The sequence below is a fragment of the Nocardia wallacei genome (genome assembly GCF_029869545.1).
In the GTDB taxonomy this organism is placed as follows: Bacteria; Actinomycetota; Actinomycetes; order Mycobacteriales; family Mycobacteriaceae; genus Nocardia; species Nocardia wallacei_A.
The window spans coordinates 1-5,224 of the sequence record NZ_JARWQD010000332.1 but is presented as its reverse complement, the minus strand read 5'-3'; the positions used below and the strand labels follow the sequence as shown (position 1 = coordinate 5,224).

Sequence of the window (5,224 nt, the reverse complement as noted above, 5' to 3'; positions counted from 1 at the left end):
CCCCCCCATAAACCCCCCCCCCCCCCCCCCCACCCCCCCCCCCCCCCCCCCCCCCCACCGGGGCGGGGGGCCGAAGTTGGTGGTGCCCAGCCGATTACCGGTAGTCGCTGAAACCGTAGTCGTCCAGGGGGACGGCCGCACCCGTGGTCTGGCCGAAGCCGTCGGGGGTGTAGTAGGTGTCGTCGTAGGACGGCACCGCGTAGGCGGCCGCGCGGGCCTCCTCGGTCGGCTGGACCTGGATGTTGCGGTAGCGGTTGATGCCGGTACCGGCCGGGATCAGCTTGCCGATGATCACGTTCTCCTTCAGGCCGATCAGCTTGTCGGAGCGGCAGTTGATCGCCGCGTCCGTCAAGACCCGAGTCGTCTCCTGGAAGGAGGCCGCCGACAGCCACGAATCGGTGGCCAGCGACGCCTTGGTGATACCCATCAGCACCGGGCGACCGGAGGCGGGCTCGCCGCCCTCGGCCACCACGCGGCGGTTCGACGCCTCGAAGTCGGCCCGCTCGACCAGCGAGCCGGGCAGGAACTCCGTCGCGCCCGAGTCGATGATCGTGACGCGCCGCAGCATCTGCCGGACGATGACCTCGATGTGCTTGTCGTGGATGGACACACCCTGCGACCGGTACACCTCCTGGACCTCCTGGACCAGGTGGATCTGCACCTGACGGGGGCCCATCACGCGCAGCACCTCGTGCGGATCCGCCGAACCCTCGAGCAGCTGCTGGCCGACCTCGACGTGGTCGTTGTCGGTGAGCAGGCGCTCGGAGCCGTCGTCGTGCTTGAACACCCGCAGCCGCTGACGCTTCGACAGCTTGTCGTAGAGCACCTCGTCCGAACCGTCGTCCGGAATGATGGTGATCTTGTAGAAGCGGTCGTCGTCCTCCAGCCGCACGCGACCCGACACCTCGGCGATGGGCGCCTTGCCCTTCGGCACGCGAGCCTCGAACAGCTCCTGCACGCGGGGCAGACCACCGGTGATGTCGTCACCGGCGACACCACCCTGGTGGAAGGTGCGCATGGTCAGCTGGGTACCGGGCTCACCGATGGACTGGGCGGCAACGATACCGACGGCCTCACCCACGTCGACCAGCTTGCCGGTCGCCATCGAGCGGCCGTAGCACATGGCGCAGACGCCCGTGCCCGAGGTGCAGGTCAGCACCGACCGCACCTTGACCTCGGTGACACCGGCCTCGAGCAGTGCGTCGATCGCCGGATCGCCGATGTCGTGGCCCTTCTCGACCACCACATTGCCCTGCGCGTCGACGATGTCGACGGCCGCGGTGCGGGCGTAGGTGCTGGTCTCCACGTGCGGGTCGCGGATCAGCGAGCCGTCGGGGCCCTTCTCCGCGATCCGCACGGTGATGCCGCGCTCGGTGCCGCAGTCCTCCTCGCGGACGATGACGTCCTGCGACACGTCCACCAGACGACGGGTCAGATAACCCGAGTCGGCGGTGCGAAGCGCGGTGTCGGCCAGACCCTTTCGCGCACCGTGGGTGTTGATGAAGTACTCCAGCACCGTCAGGCCCTCGCGGAAGGAGGACTTGATCGGCCGCGGGATGAACTCACCCTTCGGGTTGGTCACCAGACCCTTCATGCCCGCGAGGGTACGAGTCTGGGTGAAGTTACCCGTGGCGCCCGAATCGACGATCGTGATGATCGGGTTGTCGGCCGGGTAGTGCGCGCGCAGCGCCTTACCGACCTCTTCGGTGGCCTCCTGCCAGATCTTCACCAGGGCGTTGTTGCGCTCCTGGTGATCGAGGGCACCGCGCTGGTACTTCTTCTCGATCTGGTCGGACTGCTGCTCGTAGCGCTCCATGATGTCGGCCTTCTCCGGCGGAACGAGCACGTCCGACATGGAGACGGTGACACCCGAACGCGTGGCCCAGTAGAAGCCGGCGTCCTTGAGCTTGTCGACGGTCTGCGCGACCACGATCATCGGGTAGCGCTCGGCGAGATCGTTGATGATCGCCGCCTGCCGCTTCTTCGGCATGATCTCGTCGATGAACGCGTAGTCCGCCGGGAGCAGGTCGTTGAACAGCACCCGGCCCAGCGTGGTCTTGGTGGTCCACGCGTCGCCGGGCTGCCAGCCCTCGGGGAACAGCTCGGCCTCGACGGCCTTCGGCGGGCGCTGGTCGGTCAGCCGCACCTTGATCAGCGACTGCACGGTCAGCTCGCCGCGGTCCACCGCCATCTGCGCCTCGGCCGGCGAGGAGTACACGCCGAACTCCGGCTCGTCCTTGGCGGCCGCCCGGTACTCGCCCGGCGCGCCCTCGACGCAGCGGGTCAGGTAGTACAGGCCGGTCACCATGTCCAGGCGCGGCATGGCCAGGGGGCGGCCGGACGCCGGGGACAGGATGTTGTTGGACGACAGCATCAGGATGCGGGCCTCGGCCTGCGCCTCCGCCGACAGCGGCAGGTGCACCGCCATCTGGTCGCCGTCGAAGTCGGCGTTGAAGGCCTCACAGACCAGCGGGTGCAGCTGGATGGCCTTGCCCTCGACCAGCAGCGGCTCGAAGGCCTGAATACCCAGGCGGTGCAGGGTGGGCGCGCGGTTCAGCAGCACCGGGTGCTCGGCGATGACCTCTTCGAGGACGTCCCACACCTGGGCCCGCTGCCGCTCGACCATCCGCTTGGCGGACTTGATGTTCTGCGCGTGGTTCAGGTCGACCAGGCGCTTCATCACGAACGGCTTGAACAGCTCGAGCGCCATCAGCTTCGGCAGACCGCACTGGTGCAGCTTCAGCTGCGGGCCGACGACGATGACCGAACGGCCCGAGTAGTCGACGCGCTTACCGAGCAGGTTCTGACGGAACCGGCCCTGCTTACCCTTGAGCAGATCCGACAGCGACTTCAGCGGGCGGTTACCCGGTCCGGTGACCGGGCGGCCGCGGCGGCCGTTGTCGAACAGGGCGTCGACCGACTCCTGCAGCATCCGCTTCTCGTTGTTGACGATGATCTCGGGCGCACCCAGATCGATCAGTCGCTTGAGGCGGTTGTTGCGGTTGATGACGCGGCGGTACAGGTCGTTCAGGTCGGAGGTCGCGAAGCGGCCACCGTCCAGCTGCACCATCGGGCGCAGCTCCGGCGGGATCACCGGCACGGCGTCGAGGACCATGCCCATCGGCGAGTTGCCGTTGGTCTGGAACGCGGCGACGACCTTCAGGCGCTTCAGGGCGCGCAGCTTCTTCTGACCCTTGCCCGTACGGATGGTCTCGCGCAGGCTCTCGGCCTCGGCCTCGATGTCGAAGTTCTCCATGAGCTTCTGGATGGCTTCGGCACCCATGGCACCGGTGAAGTACTCGCCGTAGCGGTCCTGCAGCTCGCGGTAGAGCACCTCGTCCACGATCAGCTGCTTCGGGGCCAGCTTGGTGAAGGTGGTCCAGATCTCGTCGAGCCGGTCCAGCTCGCGCTGGGCGCGGTCGCGCAGCTGACGCATCTCGCGCTCGCCGCCGTCCTTGACCTTGCGGCGGACGTCGGACTTGGCGCCCTCGGCCTCCAGCTCGGCGATATCGGCCTCGAGCTTCTGCGCGCGGGCCTCGAGATCGGCGTCGCGCTGGTCGGCGACGGCCTTCTTCTCGACCTCCATCTCCGCCTCGAGCGTGGAGAGCTCGTTGTGCCGCAGCTCCTCGTCGACGGTGGTGATGACGTAGGCGGCGAAGTAGATGATCTTCTCGAGATCCTTCGGCGCCAGGTCCAGCAGGTAGCCCAGGCGCGAGGGCACGCCCTTGAAGTACCAGATGTGGGTGACCGGCGCGGCCAGCTCGATGTGGCCCATCCGCTCACGGCGCACCTTGGCGCGCGTCACCTCGACACCACAGCGCTCGCAGATGATGCCCTTGAAGCGCACGCGCTTGTACTTGCCGCAGTAGCACTCCCAGTCCCGGGTGGGACCGAAGATCTTCTCGCAGAACAAGCCGTCCTTCTCCGGCTTGAGCGTGCGGTAGTTGATGGTCTCCGGCTTCTTCACCTCGCCATAGGACCACTGGCGGATGTCCTCGGCAGTGGCCAAGCCGATCCGGAGTTCATCGAAGAAGTTGACGTCTAGCACGTAACTTCCTTTCCCCTGGTGGGATTGATTTCGAGCAAGTTCTCAATCGTCGTAATCAGATGCCCCCACCCGCTCCCGCCTGGCGGGAGCGGGGGACCAAATCACTGCGCTAGGTCGTCAACCGTTGCGGCTTCGTTCCGGGACAGGTTGATGCCCAGGTTCGCCGCGGCGCGCTCCAGATCCTCGTCCTCGCCTTCGCGCAGCTCGATCGCGGCGCCGTCGGACGACAGCACCTCGACGTTGAGGCACAGCGACTGCAGCTCCTTGAGCAACACCTTGAACGACTCCGGAATACCCGGCTCGGGGATGTTCTCGCCCTTGACGATCGCCTCGTACACCTTCACGCGGCCCACCACGTCGTCGGACTTGATGGTGAGCAGTTCCTGCAGGGTGTAGGCGGCGCCGTAGGCCTGCATGGCCCAGCACTCCATCTCGCCGAAGCGCTGACCACCGAACTGCGCCTTACCGCCCAGCGGCTGCTGGGTGATCATCGAGTACGGGCCGGTCGACCGCGCGTGGATCTTGTCGTCGACCAGGTGGTGCAGCTTCAGGATGTACATGTAGCCGACCGCCACCGGGTACGGGAACGGCTCACCCGAACGTCCGTCGAACAGCACGGCCTTGCCGTCGGCGTTCACCATCGCCTCACCGTCGCGGTTGGGCAGGGTGGACCCGAGCAGACCGGTCAGCTCGTCCTCCTGGGCACCGTCGAACACCGGGGTGGCGATGTTGGTGTCGGCCTCCTGGCCCCACATCTCCTCCGGCAGATTCTTCGCCCAGTCCGGGTTGCCCTCGACCTTCCAGCCCGCCTTGGCGACCCAGCCGAGGTGGGTTTCCAGGATCTGGCCGATATTCATACGACGCGGCACACCATGGGTATTCAAGATGATGTCGACCGGGGTGCCGTCGGGCATGAACGGCATATCCTCCTTCGGCAGGATCTTGCCGATAACACCCTTGTTGCCATGGCGACCCGCGAGCTTGTCACCGTCCTGAATCTTGCGCTTCTGCGCCACATACACACGCACCAGCTCATTGACACCCGGCGGCAGATCGTCGTCGTCCTCCCGCGAGAACACGCGGATCCCGATCACCTTGCCCGACTCACCGTGCGGCACCTTCAGCGACGTATCACGCACCTCACGCGCCTTCTCACCGAAGATCGCCCGCAGCAAC

The 5,224-nt window shown here is 66.7% G+C and carries 2 protein-coding genes; both read right to left on the bottom strand.

What is annotated here, in order from left to right:
• Window positions 1–94 precede the first annotated feature (94 nt).
• Window positions 95–4,048: a DNA-directed RNA polymerase subunit beta' gene (locus tag QH290_RS30295; protein WP_280265030.1), complete on the bottom strand. Its 3,954-nt coding sequence runs from the start codon at window positions 4,046–4,048 to the stop codon at window positions 95–97.
• Between the two features lie 101 nt (window positions 4,049–4,149).
• Window positions 4,150–5,224: DNA-directed RNA polymerase subunit beta (locus QH290_RS30290; RefSeq protein WP_483244255.1), on the bottom strand; the 1,075-nt coding region annotated here is incomplete at its 5' end.